At 37.5% G+C, this 18,489-nt stretch carries 14 protein-coding genes; 5 read left to right on the forward strand and 9 right to left on the reverse strand.

Annotated features, from left to right (window positions below):
* Positions 1 to 6 precede the first annotated feature (6 nt).
* Both ACR1PO_RS03085 and ACR1PO_RS03090 read left to right on the forward strand, forming a co-directional pair.
* Positions 7 to 1,818 carry a phage tail-like protein gene (locus tag ACR1PO_RS03085; RefSeq protein WP_433985793.1) on the forward strand — a complete coding sequence of 604 codons (1,812 nt, stop codon included), beginning with the start codon at positions 7 to 9 and terminating at the stop codon, positions 1,816 to 1,818.
* A gap of 13 nt (positions 1,819 to 1,831) precedes the next feature.
* Positions 1,832 to 2,266 (forward strand): transposase, encoded by a 435-nt coding sequence (locus ACR1PO_RS03090; protein WP_433985794.1) that lies wholly within the window; start codon positions 1,832 to 1,834, stop codon positions 2,264 to 2,266.
* A gap of 790 nt (positions 2,267 to 3,056) precedes the next feature.
* On the opposite strand, the gene ACR1PO_RS03095 is transcribed toward ACR1PO_RS03090, so the two are convergent.
* On the reverse strand, positions 3,057 to 3,992 hold the full coding sequence (locus tag ACR1PO_RS03095) for an aromatic alcohol reductase (protein WP_433985795.1): 936 nt from the start codon (positions 3,990 to 3,992) through the stop codon (positions 3,057 to 3,059).
* Positions 3,993 to 4,282: 290 nt separating this feature from the next.
* On the opposite strand from ACR1PO_RS03095, the gene ACR1PO_RS03100 reads away from it, so the two are divergent.
* Entirely contained in the window at positions 4,283 to 4,675 is a 393-nt protein-coding gene (locus ACR1PO_RS03100; RefSeq protein ID WP_227413182.1) for a winged helix-turn-helix transcriptional regulator, read from the forward strand.
* Between the two features lie 511 nt (positions 4,676 to 5,186).
* Positions 5,187 to 6,473, forward strand: coding sequence for a DUF389 domain-containing protein (locus ACR1PO_RS03105; protein ID WP_433985796.1), 1,287 nt, complete (start codon positions 5,187 to 5,189; stop codon positions 6,471 to 6,473).
* Positions 6,474 to 6,589: 116 nt separating this feature from the next.
* On the opposite strand, the gene ACR1PO_RS03110 is transcribed toward ACR1PO_RS03105, so the two are convergent.
* From ACR1PO_RS03110 to ACR1PO_RS03125, 4 genes are all read right to left on the reverse strand, one after another.
* Positions 6,590 to 8,002: an MFS transporter gene (locus ACR1PO_RS03110; RefSeq protein ID WP_193544695.1), complete on the reverse strand. Its 1,413-nt coding sequence runs from the start codon at positions 8,000 to 8,002 to the stop codon at positions 6,590 to 6,592.
* Positions 8,003 to 8,056: 54 nt separating this feature from the next.
* Complete coding sequence (locus ACR1PO_RS03115) at positions 8,057 to 8,701, reverse strand: uridine kinase family protein (protein WP_433985797.1); 645 nt, start codon at positions 8,699 to 8,701, stop codon at positions 8,057 to 8,059.
* A gap of 24 nt (positions 8,702 to 8,725) precedes the next feature.
* A complete protein-coding gene (locus ACR1PO_RS03120; RefSeq protein ID WP_193544693.1) occupies positions 8,726 to 9,853 on the reverse strand; it encodes a glycoside hydrolase 100 family protein in 1,128 nt (375 codons plus the stop codon).
* 167 nt (positions 9,854 to 10,020) lie between these two features.
* Positions 10,021 to 12,444, reverse strand: a complete 2,424-nt coding sequence (locus ACR1PO_RS03125) for a TonB-dependent receptor (protein WP_433985798.1) — start codon at positions 12,442 to 12,444, stop codon at positions 10,021 to 10,023.
* Between the two features lie 243 nt (positions 12,445 to 12,687).
* On the opposite strand from ACR1PO_RS03125, the gene ACR1PO_RS03130 reads away from it, so the two are divergent.
* A complete protein-coding gene (locus ACR1PO_RS03130) occupies positions 12,688 to 13,623 on the forward strand; it encodes a LacI family DNA-binding transcriptional regulator (RefSeq protein WP_433985799.1) in 936 nt (311 codons plus the stop codon).
* 418 nt (positions 13,624 to 14,041) lie between these two features.
* On the opposite strand, the gene ACR1PO_RS03135 is transcribed toward ACR1PO_RS03130, so the two are convergent.
* From ACR1PO_RS03135 to ACR1PO_RS03150, 4 genes are all read right to left on the reverse strand, one after another.
* Positions 14,042 to 14,800, reverse strand: a complete 759-nt coding sequence (locus ACR1PO_RS03135; protein WP_227413181.1) for a LytR/AlgR family response regulator transcription factor — start codon at positions 14,798 to 14,800, stop codon at positions 14,042 to 14,044.
* The gene (locus ACR1PO_RS03140) at positions 14,797 to 15,888 is read right to left on the reverse strand and encodes a sensor histidine kinase (RefSeq protein ID WP_433985800.1); all 1,092 of its coding nucleotides are present in this window, start codon (positions 15,886 to 15,888) and stop codon (positions 14,797 to 14,799) included. Before ACR1PO_RS03140 ends, ACR1PO_RS03135 begins: the two co-directional genes overlap by 4 nt.
* 116 nt (positions 15,889 to 16,004) lie before the next feature.
* Positions 16,005 to 16,595: a cytochrome b gene (locus ACR1PO_RS03145; RefSeq protein ID WP_193544689.1), complete on the reverse strand. Its 591-nt coding sequence runs from the start codon at positions 16,593 to 16,595 to the stop codon at positions 16,005 to 16,007.
* Positions 16,596 to 16,597: 2 nt separating this feature from the next.
* The gene (locus tag ACR1PO_RS03150; RefSeq protein ID WP_193544688.1) at positions 16,598 to 17,698 is read right to left on the reverse strand and encodes a catalase family peroxidase; all 1,101 of its coding nucleotides are present in this window, start codon (positions 17,696 to 17,698) and stop codon (positions 16,598 to 16,600) included.
* Positions 17,699 to 18,489: the final 791 nt, after the last annotated feature.

Genomic DNA, 18,489 nt, shown 5'->3' on the forward strand with positions numbered 1-18,489 from the left:
ATACAAATGAAAAACATATATAAAACGTTCATATTGATGTTTCTGATTCACATCAATACATATGGACAAGTGGGCATCAACACAGATAAACCTAACGCCTATGCAGGGCTTCATGTTTCTGAAAGAAAGGATCCTGCAAGTGCTAATCCTGACAAATACAGCGGTATTCTAATCCAACGGTATACCGAAGCACAGCGTGACACACAGTTAACTCCCAATATGGGCGCGTTACAAAACAGTCTGCTTATTTACAACACGACAGAAGACTGCTATAATTACTGGAATAATGCCGATCAGGAATGGAAAAGCCTTTGCGGAAAGTTAGGAAAATCACAATTTACTTTTGACTGCGCTGCAATACAGGTAAAAGGAACTTATGTTCAGGGAAGAGAACTTACGATATCCAATTACCTTTCGATTCCCGTTACAGTAACCAAGGCAGGAGAATATACGTTTCTGGCAACAACAGCCAATGGATACAGTTTCTTTGCATCAGGTACTTTTTTTAATACCGGCTCTTACACTATACAGGCTGCCGGTCAGGGTACCCCTGTGGCAGTACAAACGGATAATCTCGCAATTAATGCGAATGGTATAGATGTTACATGTACACCGGTGAGAACAGTAACTGTTTTGTCAGCGGCAGGCACCTATACGATGAGTTGTGGCACTGCAATAGTGAACGGAGTTTATAAAGTCGGCACGGCGCTTACAGGAAGTAATACTATCACCCTACCGGTAAATGTCACATCATTAGGAAGCTATACCGTTACGACCAATACAGTAGATGGAATTTCATTTAGTGGTTCAGGAACCTTTACAGCAACCGGTAATCAGAATATTACTCTAAGCGGAACAGGAACACCTAACTCTACAGCAACGAAAACATTAACAATAACTTCGGATAGTCAGGGAGGTGTTTCAACCAGTTGTAATGTCAATGTGATTGTTGTTATTCCTTCTAAGAAGATTTTACACATCGGTAATGAAAGTGCTTATGGATACAGCGCCTTTACAGGTCCTTCAAGAAGTTTGATGGATTCACCTACCAACTTCGGAACTTCAGCATCCAGCATTGTTAAGGCAGAGGGGTACACACATATATCGCTAGGTACAAATCCGGCTAGTGACGCTGCTTTACTGACGGCTCTTAATAATAAGCCGGACATCGTGATCATAGGATATAATAATGCATCTTTAAACACGACACAATCAGGATATCTAGTAGATTATTTAAACAAAAAAGGTGTAGTGATTGCCTTTCAGGACAGAACCGATGACGAGGTTTCCCGCAATTTTCTCAGAGCTGTATTTTCTAATCCCGCCTTGACCGTTGGATATGTAGGCGGTGGTGCTGGAGCAGTATATCCGCTCGCAAATGCAAATGACCCTGTTCTTAATGGTCCATTTGGCGATGCAAGAGGTAAGAACTGGGGAGAAGATGCTTCAACAACTGTAGCCATAACCTCCAGTATTTCAGGAATTATCCCGCTGAGCTATGCTCAACCTATCAATAGCACTACAACCTATTCGGGCATAACAGCATTTAGGCACAGCGATTTAAACCTGGTATGGTTTGGAGATGGTGGTTTTTTAAGCAACGAGAATGCCAACGGCAATCAGTACCCTAGCAATACAATTGAGCCATTTGTAGCTCCAAGTTCAGGTGGCTATTTCCCGGTTGAAAAGACAGCTTACGGATTTGCAGGCAATGGACGTGCAGCAGGAAGTATGCAGGTTCAAAACTCAATCGTTTTTGCAAATATCCTGGCTTGGGCAATAAAGCAGGCAGAGTCTAATGGTATTAATACCAAATAATTATAATTGATCAATGGATTTTAAAAATATCCATATCGGAAAACTTATCAATCAATTAGTTGCAGAGCGCGGGATAGAAATATCCCGCATCTGTAATTTTTTGAATTGCACTGTAAATGATATCGAAAAAATGTACGAGGCACAAAGTTTAAATACAGATATTCTTCTACGTTGGAGTAAACTTTTAAGTTATGATTTTTTCAGAATTTATACCCAACATTTGATTTTGTTTTCGCCAGTGGTACGAGAAAGACATAGCACATCATCACAGAATAAAAAATCTGTTCTACCTCAATTTCGTAAAAATATTTATACTAAGGAAATTATAGATTTTATCTTAGAACAAATTAACAAGGGAGAAATGAGCAGAGATCAAGTGATAGAACGTTACAAAATCCCTAAAACAACACTTTACAAATGGATAAGCAAGTACAATCACTACAAGTAAAAAATATAGACGATTTTCTTGATTCAATTTCTAACACTTTAAATTTGGTTAAAGAACATAACATGAAAATGCAAGAACTTCAATCTCTTATTGCATTAAATTCAAAGGATTACCACACTATACAATCAATAGTTGACATTATAGTATCAATGCCGGAGAATGGTACTTTTGCTCCGTTTGCCGAGATCAAGAAAGCCTTGCTATTTACATCCTAAGCCTTAACTTGGTTTTCCTACAAAAATAGATATGATAAAAATTCTTTTAAATAATTATCTGTAAACAATGACCCCCAATTATAAACTTATATATTCTGATCTTATTACAAAAAAGTGTCCTGAACGTATAGGAGAATTCCAATCCATACTTTCAAAAGACAAACTGTCTTTTTTAGATATTATCAATCTGAATGAGAAAATATTTCAAACTAAAAAAGCAAAACAAAAAGTTAATCAAAAACATCGTTCTTACAGCAAATCTGATATTTTACGGATATTGGATTACCAGAAAAAACACGGACTAAATAATATCCAGCTGGCACATCATTTCAGACTTAGCAGAAATACAGTCACAAAATGGAGGAAATTATTTGTGGTTTGATTGAAGCAAGCTTTCAGCCCAACTATCTTACTTGAAAAGCTTGGCAGCACTTGTTCCATCTTTATTTGCAAACTGGAACGAATTTCTAACCAAAGGCTAGCTTAAAATTAAATGACCGGAAAAAGAATTGTTCGTCTCTTCCCGGTCATTTTCATTTCTACATTGTTTTATTCAATCGCAGATATCCTGATAACTATTGGTTATAAGATTCCCAGTCAATATTTTCTTTAGCCCATTGCTTGGCAGAGGTTGTAGTAATTCCGTTCTTACCATTGAAAGTATTTTCAATCGGCCACGAAACACCTCTTCCTGCTCCGAATATTGAACGGTACTTTTTAACAAAATTGGTAGGATCGCTTTTAAGATCATCGGTAATTTCTGTTATATCCGAAAGTGTACGTTCATATTTCTGCCCCGATAGTGACTCCGCAATATCAGCCAGATCGCCGTAGGTGATCGTGTCACCTGCAATATAGACGATCTCGTTTTCTATTTCCGGTTCTGTGAAGAAGATCTCAGCAGTAAGTCTGCCGATATCATCCGGTGTCGTTAAAGTTACCGCTGTATCCCATCCACCGATTGCATTGATCGATTTTTTCTCAAGATCTAAAATACCGAAGAATGGTTCAAAGAGATAGCTGGTAAACATCCCCGTAGAAACTATAACCCATTTTGTAGCGCTTTGCGATCTTAGCAGCTCTCGTACATCAAGCTGTTCATCAAACAGATCCTGAGCACTGCCTCGTCCTATCACTTCAAAATCAACACCGAACTGCCAGGGAAAATATCTTTTAACACCGGCATCAAGCACGGCATTGGCCAGCTTCATCTGAAAACCTCCCGCACCGGTTCCATAGCCTGTACAGGAAATAACAGCGTCATAGTTCTTGAAAATAGCAATAAGTTCAGAAGATGGAGCCGACAGATCCCCTGCCAGCAGTTCCACACCTAATTCCCTGATCTCTTTAACATTACTTTTTTTATCCGGATCTTCAGAGTTAATTGTTGCTTCTCTCAGCAGAACTGTAACTGTTACATTATTATATTTTTTAGCTTTCTTCGCCATATTACGGATAACAGGCATCCCTAATTCACCTGCTCCTAAGATTAAAATTGATGTATTTTCCATTTTAATAAAATTAATATTTTGAAACCATCACCTTTTCTGATGATAATTTATATTTTCTTATGCAAAATTAATTCATTTAAACACCGTAAACAATAAGTCACCTGACTGTTAGCCACTTACACCAATGTTAGTTTTTTGAATTGCAGTCTTATTAATTTTAGAAAACATTTAAAATTTTGTTGCGACTGATTTTAAAATTGAAAAAATCTGTTCCTTTAAAGTTATTTTCGTCGGAAAAATATATCTTTAATACCTGCAATATAATCTATACGCTCTATATGGAAAGACTGATGACAGACGAAGAAATCGTCAATGCCTGGGACGATATTTGTAAAGTGCTCAACAAAGATCAGGAGGACCTGAAACGTGACATTCTTAATCACATTGGAAACAAATGGTCATTGTTTGTAATACACGCTCTGGGAATAGACGGTAAGATGCGTTTTTCAAATCTGGAGAACCACATTAACGGAATCAGCCAAAGAATGTTGACCAAATGCCTGCGCGAACTGGAGCGCGATGGCCTGGTCCTACGAACGGTTTATCCGGAAGTCCCTCCAAAAGTCGAATATGAATTAACATCTTTGGGCAAAGGGCTGTTAATTCAGGTTACACCTCTTTGGCTATGGATTGCCCGTCACAGCAATGAGCTGAACCAAGCAAGAGAAAATTATACAAAATAGACTTACGGTTACCCATTGATGAATCAATGCTTTTCTTTATCTTAGAACTTAGTTTTCACTGATCCCATCCCTAATCATTGTTGAGAATTAACTGCTTTCGTTCGTTGCTCTATTTAAGATGGATGTTTACCAATTTTAGTTAGGAATATGATCTATAAAAACTATTTGTGAAATATCATCAATTTAAGTATAATTAGTGAGGCAAATACTAAAAATAATAGCTCCTAATATTCCGATTGCCTAAAATTTAAAAGTGTATATTAGAGCAAATAATTATTAGGCAAAATCCATCTCAATACAATCTTTTAAAACCGTTGGAATTTAATCACCCCATAAATTCTTTAGTTCAATACATAGATTGAAAAGTACTTAGCCAATGAGTACTGTGGTACAGTTCATAATACTAACAATTAATAGCGACAAAAAACCAAAATAGTTATTTTTGCAGCATCCCGCATTGGCGGAATTATTAGCTATCTCATTCTTAATACAAATTCAAAGCATAAAACTGATGATTAACAATATTTTTAATTTTATCAATCTTCACAACGGAGAGGAAAGGAAGGACAAAGTTCTGGACAACGTTATTTCCAATATCTCTTTCAGAGGCTCTAATCTATGGATCCTTGCTTGTGCTATCATTATTGCTTCCGTGGGTCTGAATGTCAACTCTACGGCTGTCATTATCGGAGCTATGTTGATCTCACCTTTAATGGGACCTATAGTAGGTGCAGGATTTGCACTGGGAACCTATAATTTTTCGCTGCTCAAAAAATCGATTAAGAATCTTCTTATCGCCACGTTTGTAAGTCTGACGGTTTCGGCGATTTATTTTTATATCAGTCCTTTTAAGGATGTGCAGTCAGAATTACTGGCAAGGACAGCTCCCAATATTTATGATGTTATCATTGCTTTTTTTGGTGGGCTGGTCGGCGTTATTGCCATTACAAGAGTCGAGAAAGGAAATCCGATTCCGGGTGTTGCTATCGCAACAGCGTTAATGCCTCCTTTATGTACCGCCGGATTTGGTTTGGCCACATTAAATTTTTCTTACTTCTTTGGTGCATTTTACTTATATACCATTAATTGTTTTTTTATCTGCATTGCCACATTCTTTGTTGTTAAATTCTTAAAGTATCCCTCATCAATCATTGATAACAAATATGAAAAACGAATCCGCTACGGAATTTCCATATTGATTTTAATAATGATTGTCCCTAGTTTCTATCTGGCTTACAACTTATTTAATGAAAAAAAATTCACCAAAACGGCAGAACAGTTTGTACAGAAAGAATTTGAAAATAATGGTTATACCGTTATTTATAAAAAAATAAATTACAATTCAAACCCGAAAACCATAGATATTGCTTTTTTAAATAAAAAGTTCAGTAATGAAGAGATTGCCTCATTTAATAATATGCTCTCCGATAATGGTCTCACCAATACAAAGTTGAATATTAGGCAGAATGATACTGATATCAAATCTGAGATCCTCAGCGAGATTAATAAATTTGACAACAATATTTCGGAAAAAGATATTGCTATTTCTAAACTGAGACAGGAACTTGATAGCTATAAAGTTTCAGATTCGAGTCTATTAAAAGAAATTCAGATACTCTATCCCAAAATGCAGAATATATCCTACGGAAAAATCGAGCAATATCCAGATACAGACAGTACAAGACTTCAATTTGCTCTGATTTATTCAGGTGGGGATATTGACCGGATACAACTTAAAAACTGGCTGCAAAAAAGACTGAATGAAAAGAATATTGCTCTAATTAATTCTGATGAATAATACAGCTACTAAAAAGTGATCAAACAGATATTTAAAATATGCACTGGTTAAATAAAAGAGTGCAAAAATTTGGACTCTTTTATTTTAATTTCAATACTTTCCTTTAGATATAAAGTTTAATCGTAAGAATCAGGACTATTATTAGGCTTCATACGCAGTACGCACATGCCTGCACATATAAACAAAGCGCCTGTCAAAACAATGACGTAAGATGGATTTTCATCCAAAAAGTTTTTGTAAATGAATCCGAAAGAAACAGTCTGTAACAGCATCGGTATTACGATCATCATATTGATAACGCCCATATAAACTCCTCTCTTTTTCGGAGGAATCGATGAAGAAACCATGGAATAAGGAAGTCCCATCATGGATGCCCAGCCTATTCCCAAAGCGACCATCGGAAGCAGAATGAGATACTCATTCTTGATGAATGGCAATGTCATTATACCAAATCCCGTGATACAAAGACAGAAAATATAGGTGTTTTTGGAAGTGAATCTTTTGGCAAAAGGTACCAGTAACAAAGCCGATATCATTGTTATGATATTGTAGGAGCCGTTCATCAGCCCGGTCTGTCCCACAGCTACTTCCACTATGTGAAGCACGTTTTTAGCCCAGGACATATCTTTTTCTGCCACGGAAACTCCGCTCTTCGCCAACGTAATGATTGTGCTTGCCTTTTGCTCATCGTTTTCAGAAATTCCATAAAGCGACCACTTGAGCATAGGGGTGATGAACTGCCAGTAACAGAACAATGCATACCACTGGAACATATATACCAAAGCCAGCTGCCAAAGTAATTTCGGCATATCTCGTATTGCAGAAAAGATTTCGGTAAATGGTGTAAAAAAGTGGCTTTCCTCCTTTGATTTTCTGAGTTCTTCCAACTCTTCATCAGATGGAGGAATCTCAGGTGTTCTGTAAACCGACCATACCACTGATGCAATAGAACAGAAAGATCCCAGAAAAAAAGAATAATATACCCAAACAGGAATACCACCACCAGAAGCATTGCCGCCGAGATATTTCTGGAAAATGAACAATGACAGGTTAGCAAGTGTAATCCCGGCTCCAACAAATAAGCTCTGCATCTGAAATCCGAAAGTCTGCTGTTCGTGCGGAAGTTTGTCTGCAATGAAAGCACGGTAAGGTTCCATCGCCGTATTATTGGCGGCATCCAGAATCCAAAGTAATCCTACTGCCATCCAAATAGCGGAACTGAAAGGAAACAAAAATAAAGCGATACTGCAAAAAATTGCTCCCAAAAGAAAAAACGGTTTTCTGCGCCCCCATTTAGGACTCCAGGTTTTATCGCTGATGGCACCAATTAATGGCTGAATCAGCAATCCTGTAATAGGACCGGCAAGATTTAGAATTGGAAGCTGCTCTGCGTGTGCTCCGAGAAAAGTATATATCGGGTTCACCGCGGTCTGCTGCAATCCAAAACTGTATTGTATTCCGAAAAAGCCGACATTCATATTCCAGATTTGCCAAAAACTGAGATGCGGAATTATTTTCTTTGTTGTCATAATTTATTTTTCTTTGTGAGAATCAACAAGGTGAAGCACTATTAAATACATCATTTATTTCGGCAAGAGCTCGTAATTCTTTCCAAGAACGAGGTCTGCTTTTGCTTTGAATTGTTTAATAATCTGATGTTCTATTTCCAGCACCTGTTCTACAAAATCACTCTTTTCATCGCGGTTTCTGCTCATCCTGTTTTCATAGGTATCTTTGTAATTTCTGTCGATGAAAATTTTAAAATCAAAATCATCGATCTCCAGAATGTAGGTGCCTTCCACGATAACAACCTTGTAATCTGCTACATCTGTCTCTTCCCTGGCTATCCTATTCTGATTGTAATGTACCAAAGGTTTTTCTATTTCCGTTTTCCCATTTTTAAACTCGGAAATATTTTGGGAAAGCTTTGCCAAATCGACTTCTTGTATTCCTACATTTTGTATGGATTTCAGGCGATTTTCGTGATTACTCTTTGGTGGAAGTTTAAAATAATCATCCATCTGCCACACCATACTTTTGATGTTATTTTCGTTCAAGATCTTTTGAAGTGCAAAAGCGGTCACAGATTTACCGCTTCCGCTTTCTCCTGCAATTCCTATGATGAGTTTGTGTTTACTTTTCAATGGCAATTTCGCATTCAATACTTCAAAAATTTCTTTACCTATTGCCAGATGATTTTCTTTAAGTTCTATTATATCTCCAATCATTTTATTCTTTCTTAATTTATTAATCTATTTTTCCAGGGTCATCATCAGATATCCTGAAGCCGAAAAGCACAATTGCTCGGTTCCCAGAGGCAGGAGTTTATCGGTGGAATAATATTCCCTGAAATGAAAGGCTTTTTCCTGCAACAACTGTTCGTACTGTGAAAGTATTTTTTCAGGAATCTCGTTCATTCCTTTTCTTTTGAGTCCCAGGCAAAGCCAGCCCAAAAATATAGGCCAGGAACCACCATTGTGGAAATGGTGCGGCTCGTTTTTGAAGCTGTAGCTATAATTGTTTTCCAGAAGTTTCCAATCGTAATCGCCGGGATAAATAATGGGATAGAAAACGGGAAGCATCCAGTGTCCGAATTCTGTATAAAGCTCTTCCAAAAATCCTGTAAAAGCTTCAAAATCCAAATCAAAATCCAGGAGAATTGCCAAAGCATTTCCTGCCATATCAAAACGGGTGTCATAACCATTAGCGTTCAATGATGCCCATAGATAAGGCTTGGATTCGGTTTTGGAATAGGCTGTTTCGTGGTATTTTGCAGCATTGGATTCGGTTTTATAAAAGTTGTCCTGGATTAAGGTCTTAATAGTCGTTGCCTGATTTTCCAGTTCCTTATTTTGATATAATTCTGCAGCATTTTTTACCGCCCAATATCGTAAAACATTGTCGTACAAAGTGTATCCGGAAGTCACATACTCGTCAGCCCAGTTTCCTCCTAGTGGGCTGTATAATAAACCTCGCTGATTGTATTCCCAGGTTTTGAGACAGGAAAGCGCTTTGAAAATTTTGCCTTCCAACTGTTGTTTTAGCTCTTCTTTTTGGTAAATTTTTAAATATTCACAGGTAACAGCAATCCACCAGGTTGTTGCGTCAGTCCTGCCGACGTGTGTTCCATAGCTCGCTTTTCCGTTCGCGACATTAGACGGAATCTGCCCGTTATCTGCCTGATGTTTGGCAAGTGTAAGAATGGATTTTTCCAAGCCTGCAAGAATATCTTCGTCATTGATCAAAATGCCGACATAACCTGTCATCATAGAATCTCTTGCCCAGACTCTCGCATAGTTGTCCCTTTGCTGCGCTGATGCCAAAATCCCTTCTTCTGTAATTGCCTTCCTGATGATATCTATCGCTTCTTGTTTAAACATATCTAATTTTTAATTTTATATGAAGCCAAAATCTATCATAATTTGGCTTAAATGTTTGCTGTATTACCTTGTCGATTCAAAATAAATTCATATTAATAACACTAAGTTGAGTAGAAGCAGAATAAAATATTTTTGAAAATATCATATTCTGCCCTGTCATCAATTATCTACAAATCAAATTTCACACTCACGCTGTAGCTTGCTCCCGGAAGGGTTCTTGCCCTTGCGATTCCGTTTCCGCCGGCAATGGAACCTTCTTCTGCCTCTGTCACTGCAATGGTATTGAATACATTATTAGCATTCAAACTTACGGAAAGGTTTTTGAGCACCTGATAAGAAACATATGGATTTACGATAGCATAACCCGGCATCAACAATTTGTTGTTATCTTGGGTAAACGCTTTGGTAGCGCCAATCAGGTAGAATCCTATATTGAACTTGTTCGCATTGAAGTTAGGATTCACTGAATACATCAATTTCGGTGTTCTTCTCGGCATATTTCCGATGATAGTAGGGTCTATAGCATTTCTAATTTCTGCATGGGTGTAGGTAAGACCGGCCTTTACATCTAATCCCTTCGTAATTTTGTAATAACCATCTAATTCTACCCCGAAAGACTGGTATTTGTTATCCGTTTTTCTCTGAGTGGTCGCTTCGTAATTCGCTTCTTTTGTTCCGGCATAGAATAACGTGGTGTTAAGGAAATAGCCTGAGCCTCTTAATTTATAACCTGCTTCTACCTGATTCACTTTGTTCACTTTCACGGCATCCAAAGCCGGGTCATCATTATTGGTATAATTATAACCTGAGAACAGGATTCTGTCCGCAGATGCGCTTCCACCCTGGCTCACTCTTGCAAAAACAGCATTTTTGTTGTTCAGCGCATAGTTCGCACCCACTGAATATCCGAAAATTCCGTATCTGTAATTTACTGGAACATTAATATTATCATTGGAGCCAACCATCTGTTCAGGAATGTCAATCACACCGTTTCCGTTCATATCCCGACTGGTGTAAGTGACTGTAGCTCCTGAAAAATAGCCAGTTACTTTTCCAATATCATATCTTGCACCTGCATCGATGGTTAATTTGTCTGTTGCGTTGATTTCCACCTGAGCGTGCGGAGCGGTAATATCGTATTTGGTATTGTAGTCTCTTTTCAGGTTGCCCCAGTCTTTCATTCCGTAGTTAAGTAAACCGTTGTCGGTAATGTACTGTCCAGCGGTATTTTTCACATCAATTAATCTTGCATTTTTATCGCTGACTTCCTGCAGATAGTTATTCCACATCCAGGACATATTGATATTCTGGGAAGATTTGTACAACCCAGCATTGAATTTCACAACATCCCATTTTTTGCTGATGTTAAAGTCATTCACAAAATTATTGAAGTTGTTCAGCTTAACGTTGAAAAGAGCGATTTTCATATAGTTCGCATTCATATCAACCTGCGTATTGGTTCCTGCATAGACTGCGCTTCCGAAATTGGCAAAATTAGCCGTATTGAAGAAGTCGCTACCTTTGCTCACGCTTGCCGGAAAAGGTGCTACAAACTGCCCTTCATTGGCTGCATATCTGATTTTTTCTTCCAATTTCCAGCCTTCGCCAAGATTATAATTGAATTCAGCACCGATAACTTTTGACAGAGAATGCATCCCGTCTGAAACATCAGTATTAAAAATATTACCGTCATTACCCAAAGTTCTGTCGTGCTGCAGGTTGATGGTTTGCAGGGCTCCTGTAAGAATATTGTAGTTAGGCAGTGAAGACCATTTCGGGTCAGCATCCGTTCCCGTAACGCCAACAGGCATCGGCATATAAGCTGCAGTTCTGTCATCCAGAACTTTTGCATAGATACGGAAGCTTCCTTTTTCAAATTTTTTAAGGAAAGAAAGTCTGAACTGTCCGCCGTTGTTGGAATTGAATCCTGTTTTTCTTGGTCCGTCCCCTATCCTGTAGAAACCTCCTACTGCCATATAAGTATCATTGCCTATTTTAGTACCGTAATCGAAATCGGTTCTGTAATTTTTGTAATTGAGTCCCATCTGCTGAGTAATGCTTCCGCCTTCTTTCTCGCCGGTCTTGGTAATAAAGTTGATAATCCCCGCCGGAGAATTGCTGGCAAATACAGAAGCCGAACCACCTCTAAGCGCTTCTACTCTGGATACAAACGAGTCAAATCTTGTAAACTGGTCCTGGGTTCCGAAAGCAATGTCTCCAAACTGCATGACCGGAAGACCATCTTCCTGAATCAGCAAATATCTTGAGCCACCGGCTGAAACAGGAACCCCTCTCACGGTAATGTTAGAATTACCTTCCCCACCTGAAGATTCTGAACGGATTCCCGGAATGGTACGGAAAATCTCTGCGGTAGTTCTTGGAGCTGCATTTTCTATATCTTTCATTTTTAATGTAGAGATAGACGTACTGGTCTTGATGGATGCTTTAGGATTAGAGTTCCCAGTAATCACCACTTCATCAATTGTTTTATCTCTTGATATTGTGTCATATACAGTACTCTGCGAAAACATAAAGGCCGCAGTGTTCATCGCACCGAAAACCAGTAATTTAGTAAACATCTTTGATTCCATGTCTTTATGAAGTTTTTTTGTTATGGGTTAAAAGTATTTTTTTTAAGACATCAAAAATGCAGTTTGAATATTGTATTAACATTGCGTTAATATCAATCGGTTGCGCAATCGGTTGCGGTTAGTAACAAAATTTTATTTTAACTTTTTATTAACTTTTAATATTTTAAATTTAACATATTTTAACGATTAAAACAGTATAAATCATTACTAAATTACCCCAAAAATATACTCCATTAACTCAAAATGAAAAGAATCACTATAAAAGATATTGCAAAAATGCTCAATATAAGTACCTCTACGGTGTCCCGAGCGCTTAAAAACCATCCTGATATCAGCACATCTGTAAAGCAGCGTGTGAAGGAGGCTGCAGATACTTTCAACTATGTCCCGAATGATTTCGCCATCAATTTCCGGAAAAAATCATCCAAGGTTATCGGACTTATCATCCCGGAAATTTCGATGTTTTTCATTCCTTCCATTATCAAAGGAATTTCCTTTGTGCTGCACTCAGAAGGTTATAATTTTTTTGTGCTTTCTTCCGAAGAATCTTTGGGAATGGAAGAGGAAAATCTGCTTACCTGCATCAACTCCAGGGTGGATGGTATCCTGATTTCTCTCAGCAGACAGACGAAGGACCTCAGTCATTTCAACAAAATTAAAGAGATGGAACTTCCTTTGGTTATTTTTGATAAGACCATTCCACAAAATATATTTGAAGAGGTGATATTTGATAACAGGCTTTATGCACAGACTGCTGCCCAAAAGCTCATAGAAGCTGGCTGTAAAAATATTATTGCTATTTTCGGTGATGAAAACCTGGAAATATCACAAACCCGGAAAAATCATTTTTTAGAGGTTATCGATAAGCACAAAGATGTAAAGTGCAAGATGATCTACTGCGATTCTGCCGACATGGTAAAGGAGAAAATGAGCATTATCTTTGATTATGAATACTTTGACGGTTACTTTGCGATGAGTGACGAAACTCTTGCCGGACTGCACAGTTCGCTGGTCAACAAAAAAACGGCTTCCCCAAAAGCTAAAGTTGTTGCCATAACGGAGGGAATTCTTCCAAAATATCTGGACGATTCCTATGAATGTATCATTAACGACGGCTATGAAATGGGAAAAACAGCTGCGATGAAACTGTTGACAATCATTAAAAAACAGTCTATTTAAAATTTACTCAATTAACTGTACTTGCTTGAATATTTAAAGAACCGATTTTGTTATTGTGCACTTACGCAAAGTCAGTTGTATGAAAGTTTTTTATATCTCGATTTTTCTACATTGAAATATGTGGATACCAGGAGTTTAAAATATAATTTCAATGTATTTTAATTCTAAATGACTATGTGACGAGGAAATATTTTATATACTTTACAACTTTTTGATACAAAATATAACAATTCAAAAATTATTTTAGCAATTTCTTAATTCATGTAAAGCTAATCACGTCAACAAATATTACTTGATACAAAAATTCTTCCGAGGAACCATACTTTATTTCAACATTTAATTAATAATAAATTAGAATATATTATTAAGTTAAAATCTCAATTGCTATAATATTATTTCCGTAATGACAACCTCCTGATCAATAGCCGATCCAACCTTTAAATTGTGCGGATTTTTCTCGACTTATGATAATTGCTTCATCGCTTTTTTTTAGTTTTACTTTAAGCTTACCCTTGAAATAATTATTGACCTGTAAGATAGAATCAATGTGTATAATATACTGCCTGTTTGCTCTGAAAAAAAATTTGGGATCAAGTTGCTGTTCCAGTTCTTCCAACGTTTCCGGAATTATTTCTTCCTCACCATTATCCAGCCTGGCTTTCGTCATTTTAAATTCTGAATAAAAGTACATTATATCATCCACCAGCACAGTCTTATAACTATCTCTAAAAGATATCAGAAAACGATTCCTGTAACCTTGTGGCTTCAGAGAAGTTAAAAGCGTTTCCATTAATGCACGATCAATGTTTACAATCGTTTTTGCTTCGAGTTTTTCTATAGCCATATTCAGTTCATCCTGCTCAATAGGCTTCAAAAGATAAAAAACACTGTTATACCTGAAAGCCCTGACAGCATATTCGTCATATGCAGTGGTAAAGATAACGGGGCAAAGGACTTCTGCTTTTTCAAAAATTTCAAAACTTAATCCATCAGATAGCCTGATATCCATCATCACAACATCGGGCTGCTCATTTTCATTAAACCACTCAACACTTTCTGCAACGCTTTCAATAACAGCTACTATCTCTGCATTTGGCCTTACTTTACCAAGCAGACGAACAAGTCTTTCTGCATTGGGAATCTCGTCTTCAATAATTAAAATCCTGCTTGTCATCATAGTTTAAGAAGTGGTATGGTTACTTTGAAACAATTATTGGCTTTACTGATTTCAACCCGCCGGTCCGACAGCAATTGATACCTACGTTTTATATTGGTTAATCCTATACCAAAAGAATCTTGAACCTTTGCAATTGGCAGCATATTATTTTCAACTGTCAATGTTTGTGCATTATCAGTACTGATGCGTACGATCAGTGGTTCTTTTCGGTTCGTTTTATTGTGCTTTAACGCATTTTCAACAAGCAGCTGCAAGGTAAGAGGCGGCATATAAAGACTTTTTGATGACTCATCTGCAGAGATATGAAACTGTACCCCATTAGAAAACCGGTGTTCAATAAGAAATCGGTAAGATTCTAAAAATTTAAGCTCCTGTTCCAGCGTAATAATATCTTTTTTAGCGTTGACAAGAAGATAGCGGTATATACGGGAAAAGTTTTCAGCATATGCATATCCCAGCATCTGATCTTTGAGGATCGCCTCAGACAATACGCTTAGATTATTGAATACAAAATGCGAATCTATCTGAAGTTTTAATGACTGTAGCTCAGCATCCAATGCCACTTGCTTAAGCTCTGAAGCCTTTAATGCCTCATTTTTCCAATTTGATATCAGGTAATTGCCAATATGAATCCCTACGATAAATAGTGCAATGATAGTACTGACGACAAGCCACTGGATCATCCCTCTTGCCTCTTCTACAGATCCTCCCGGACCAAATCCAAAAGTCAGAGGTTTTCCATTCATCCTCGATTTAAAAAAGTTAATAATCAGCTGTACTGCCAGGATTACAAAAAGGTTCAGAAATATTTCAATCGTAAAACGCTTTCCCGGATAATTGGTCCAGGGAACACTTTGGTTAAACCTGTTGCTGATGAGAATGCTCACTTCTGATACAATAAAGCAAAAAATAAAAGACGTTGCAAGATCCCGGCTTACTTTCGTCCAGTCCCTTTTAAAAAAATTACCCCAGTAAGGAGAGAACGGATCGATGATGAATGAAATGAGATACATCATTAAAAATGCAAAACAAACAATCAGTATTCGTTTCCAGCGGTTATTCAAAAATGCATTTTGTTCTTTCTTCATAAAATAGCTCTCAATTGTTAAGTCAAATTATATTATTAAAATTCATTATAAATTAAAAAATGAGAATTTAAATATACAAAGACTTTTACACCGATAGCATTTTGCCCTTCTTAAGTTTATTGGTCAGAACAGATTTCCTCAGATTTATCAGTTGGCTTTTTTTGCCCTATCATTGATTGCAGAATGTTGTCTCTGTAAATAAATCCGTGAATCAAGGCCGCAGAAAGATGCCCAACTATCATAAAGAAAAACGCCCAAGCCATTATCCGGTGTGAATCGTGCAGCCAGGCATAGGAAGTTGGGTTTTGCTCTAATATTGCGGGAAGATGAAAACCCGGGTAAAGTCTTACAGGAAAGCCACCGGCTGACAGCTGTGCCCAACCGGAAAGAGGCAGTGCAAACATCAGCGCATAAAATACCCAATGCAGTATCGTAGCCATATATTTCTGCCAGCCCGGCATTTCATCGGGAAGCTTTGGAACGGGTCTGGTCAGGCGGTTGATCAAACGGACACTTACCAGGAGCAGTACCGCTACTCCCAACGGTATATGCAAATCCAGCAGCCACGGCCTTAATGTTAATGATGTCATCATTCCTACTCCCACGAATAACATCGTTAATATCATTGCGGCCATCAGCCAGTGTAGGATTTGCGCCGTACTATTAAAAGATGAAGGAGGCACTTGAGTCAGCTTTTTATTATTCATCGTTATTTGTTTTGAGATTTGTCTTTTTTAGGTTTTCCTACAGCATCAGTCGCTTTGCCATAACCGATTTCTCTTACCCTGTCATTATACGAATGGGAATATATACCTGCCCTTGCTGCCAAAACAGGATCATCAGACAACGCAATCCCCTTCGGCACAAGCGTTGGATCAAAGTTGATATCCCTGCACCCACCTTCTGCCTGGTCAAAAACACGGTTAACTTCCAAAGTCCCTGCAATGATTTGTTTACGGTTTGCAGGCCATTGTTGGGAGGGGTCGTTGACAGGGTCTCCGGGTTCAGCGATAGTCAATACCAGATCCCAATAAAGAGGACCTTTTTCCAATCGCTTTTTCAATTCATCAAATAAATAGTTTGGACCAGCTTTTTCTCGCTCTTCCGCGCTCATCGAAACGAAGGGAGCGTGCGGACGCATTGACCAACGAACAGGATGTTCTTTTCCGTTGGAATCTATTAATAGAAATGCATTGATAACATAATATTCCGAGCCTGCAAAACTTTTAGTCCAGGGTGCCTTGGCATCATATTCCATAGACTTTTTTGCTTCGGGGTATTCTTTAAGAAAAGCTGCAATCTTTTCAGAATTAGGCTTTCCTGTTGCAGGATCGGGCTTAAAAGCTTCAATCTGTTTTAAAAATCCTACGGCATCACGAGTTGCAAAAAAAGGTTTATTATTTAATTTCATGCGCCATTGTTCACCATCAGCAGATGTCAGCATCAAAGCCATGCTTACTGTACGGCTGGAATTATCCGGCGCATGCGGATTTCCTGTTCCCAAAGAAAACCGACCCACTGCTGGAACATCTTTCTGTTCAAATACCTGCGCTATAGATAATGGCACAGCATTTCCAGAAGCGTGAAAAGTGCCCTCAAAGCAGATACCTTTTCCGTGAGCCCGACGGTATCCTGCCGGAAATGAATCCGGTGTGTTCTCTAAAAATGTTCTGGTCGTATTACGTTGCCCGATAAGACCTGCAGACCAAGCAAAGGCAGAAACTAGCAGTAATGCAGTAAGGGCAATACCTGCTAATCTGATTCCCGTTTTCCGTTTTTTGGAATCAGCTGGAAAAAAATATTTTTTCATAATATTCTGGTTCAATTATTTATATTTATTAATACAAAGAAATGAACGAGAAGCCGACAACTGCCTTTTATCTTTACCGAAACGGAATAATTGGCTACTGAAATGGACTTTGAAATAACTGAAATTTACTACTATTTCAATCCTGATTGTGTTAAAGCTTTACGAAACTATCAAATTTGTTTAAAAAGATTACGCTCAAAGGCTATGAAATAAATATATTGCGATTCTCCATTTAGCATTTTCATTGGTCAAATCATCAACGAAAAGTATAATCGTTGTGTTAAAACTTTAATCCCTCACAGTCGATTGCAATGTTTTTTACTGCTTTATAGATAAAGTCCAACCGAATTTGCCCAGCTAAAAAATAGATATTTTTTAGCTTCAATTTTTAATTAATGTAAATTAAACAACATTTAATACATTCAAAATATTATCAATATCTAATATTAATTGGTTTGAATATAGTCCTGTGATGTTCACGAACAGCCAAATGGCGCCCACTGAAGACAGTTGGCGCCATTTTAATTACTTAGAATAATTTTTTTAAGTTATTATATATTTAAATATATCTGATAATGTCATTATGTGTAAAAATACACTTTTGTACAGATAAATAATATTTTTTCGATGGTACACTCAAGTATATTGTTGCCTTAGTTTTAACTTAAAAGCTTAAAGCAATTCTTCTATCTTAATCAAATTTTCCTAGAAAATGTATTTATTAAAAGTCAGACGTACCATTATAATTAAAAATGCAGAACAAAAAGATCTGCACTAAAATTTTAAAATTA

This window comes from Chryseobacterium amylolyticum, from assembly GCF_051011775.1.
GTDB lineage: Bacteria > Bacteroidota > Bacteroidia > Flavobacteriales > Weeksellaceae > Chryseobacterium.

Coding starts and splice junctions, on each gene's coding strand:
- ACR1PO_RS03085 (WP_433985793.1), top strand. CDS start 7: ATGAAAAACATATATAAAACGTTCATATTGATGTTTCTGATTCACATC.
- ACR1PO_RS03110 (WP_193544695.1), bottom strand. CDS start 8,002: ATGACAACAAAGAAAATAATTCCGCATCTCAGTTTTTGGCAAATCTGG.
- ACR1PO_RS03100 (WP_227413182.1), top strand. CDS start 4,283: ATGACAGACGAAGAAATCGTCAATGCCTGGGACGATATTTGTAAAGTG.
- ACR1PO_RS03135 (WP_227413181.1), bottom strand. CDS start 14,800: ATGATGACAAGCAGGATTTTAATTATTGAAGACGAGATTCCCAATGCA.
- ACR1PO_RS03150 (WP_193544688.1), bottom strand. CDS start 17,698: ATGAAAAAATATTTTTTTCCAGCTGATTCCAAAAAACGGAAAACGGGA.
- ACR1PO_RS03095 (WP_433985795.1), bottom strand. CDS start 3,992: ATGGAAAATACATCAATTTTAATCTTAGGAGCAGGTGAATTAGGGATG.
- ACR1PO_RS03090 (WP_433985794.1), top strand. CDS start 1,832: ATGGATTTTAAAAATATCCATATCGGAAAACTTATCAATCAATTAGTT.
- ACR1PO_RS03125 (WP_433985798.1), bottom strand. CDS start 12,444: ATGGAATCAAAGATGTTTACTAAATTACTGGTTTTCGGTGCGATGAAC.
- ACR1PO_RS03130 (WP_433985799.1), top strand. CDS start 12,688: ATGAAAAGAATCACTATAAAAGATATTGCAAAAATGCTCAATATAAGT.
- ACR1PO_RS03115 (WP_433985797.1), bottom strand. CDS start 8,701: ATGATTGGAGATATAATAGAACTTAAAGAAAATCATCTGGCAATAGGT.
- ACR1PO_RS03105 (WP_433985796.1), top strand. CDS start 5,187: ATGATTAACAATATTTTTAATTTTATCAATCTTCACAACGGAGAGGAA.
- ACR1PO_RS03140 (WP_433985800.1), bottom strand. CDS start 15,888: ATGAAGAAAGAACAAAATGCATTTTTGAATAACCGCTGGAAACGAATA.
- ACR1PO_RS03120 (WP_193544693.1), bottom strand. CDS start 9,853: ATGTTTAAACAAGAAGCGATAGATATCATCAGGAAGGCAATTACAGAA.
- ACR1PO_RS03145 (WP_193544689.1), bottom strand. CDS start 16,595: ATGAATAATAAAAAGCTGACTCAAGTGCCTCCTTCATCTTTTAATAGT.